The sequence below is a fragment of the Thermoplasma sp. genome (assembly GCF_008709555.1).
Classification (GTDB): Archaea; Thermoplasmatota; Thermoplasmata; order Thermoplasmatales; family Thermoplasmataceae; genus Thermoplasma.
The window spans coordinates 16147-16451 of record NZ_VYIJ01000021.1; the positions used below are offsets into that span (position 1 = coordinate 16147).

The following is a 305-nucleotide window of genomic DNA, read 5'->3' on the forward strand; positions in this document are numbered from 1 at the left end:
ACGAGAAGTCGGTGACATTCAATCTCACGTCGCCATATATGAATGTGCCAATTTCGCTGACTGCATTCCCCACCTACGGAATTAGCGTTGCATTCTCTGGCATTCCGAACGGTGCAGTAGTACAGTTCCAAACACAGGATGGATTTGTGTTCAACCAGAGCAAAGTATCCACAGGTACGTACACATTCCAGCTACCCATAAAGGTGCCTTTCTATGTTGTGTTGAATTATGCAGGTACAAATTCAACGTATCTGGAGGATCTCAGCAATTCAACGGCATCCTTAAAGATAAGTCCAAATATTGCG

General features: G+C 44.3%; 1 pseudogene. It reads left to right on the forward strand.

Features of this window, described 5'->3' with window-relative positions:
* Nucleotides 1-305, forward strand: a pseudogene (locus tag F6Q11_RS06750) (hypothetical protein); the annotation flags it as partial.